This is a genomic window from Oleiphilus sp. HI0067, assembly GCF_001635735.1.
This window is the reverse complement of the sequence record NZ_LWFI01000294.1, coordinates 1-969: the sequence shown is the minus strand read 5'-3', so window position 1 is coordinate 969 and position 969 is coordinate 1. Positions and strand designations below refer to the sequence as shown.

Here is a 969-nt window from a genome sequence, read left to right as displayed (position 1 = left end):
TGCATGTGGCCAAGGCCGGCCATAAGTGTGAGCGGGACGGCATGAGCGATATCGGTACCAATAATGGTTACCGGGCTCATGCGTGGATACAAAATCATTAATATGGCCGCGCCAAATGCTCCGGCGCCCACAGAAGAAAGGGTGACGCACACGCCTAAAAATACGCCCATTGAAACCGTTAGTATGGTTTTATGCTTTTCAACCCATGCAGATTGTCCTGCGCTCAATGAGGTTGATTTAAGTATTCTGCCTTTGAGCAGAATTATGAACGCGGTGAACATCAACATAATACCCAGCGAGGTTAATAATATGTGTTGATATTTTTCGATTTCGTACTTCTCGCGTCATTGCTTTGCGGATCAATCCCGGCGATATTCTGGGGGTCTAAATACAGCAAACGTTTACCAGGCAACATCTTGCAGCCAATTCTTGCAATGTTATTGCTGGGTATCGGAATGAAATACGCGTTCTTTTAAGTCTCTCTCATGAACGGTGATTAAGTTTACTTTTTGAGACAATGCCATAGGATATAGTTTCGCAGTATTTGTCACGTTTTCTGAGAGTTAAAACATAGCCAAAATGCTACTCACAACTAAATTCCTTGCTCCCGCATTTAATCCTAAGAGTGTCTCACGTCCTAGATTGTTAGACCGTCTTATTTCTCGATCCGCAAGAAAATTAGTACTTGTATCTGCTCCTGCTGGATACGGCAAAACAACCCTGATTTTACAGTGGCTGCACCAGCAAGACCGCCGTGTTAGTTGGCTCTCAATAGATGAACACGACAATAATGCCCAGAGATTCTGGCAATATGTAATCGGCAGTATTGCGACCGCAATTGATAATTTCGGTGAAGAAGCCAATCAATTAATTTCTGAGCATCAACCAAGCGAAGCCGTCGTAACCTCTCTCGTTAACGAGTTAACAACATGGTCTATGGCCGGTAACGAATTATCTGTAGTTCTCGAC

The 969-nt window shown here is 43.9% G+C and carries 2 pseudogenes; one reads left to right on the top strand and one right to left on the bottom strand.

Features of this window, described 5'->3' with window-relative positions:
* Positions 1-287: pseudogene (locus A3739_RS03630) on the bottom strand (sulfite exporter TauE/SafE family protein); the annotation flags it as partial.
* Between the two features lie 292 nt (positions 288-579).
* Here A3739_RS03630 and A3739_RS03625 point away from each other — a divergent pair.
* Positions 580-969, top strand: a pseudogene (locus A3739_RS03625) (hypothetical protein); the annotation flags it as partial.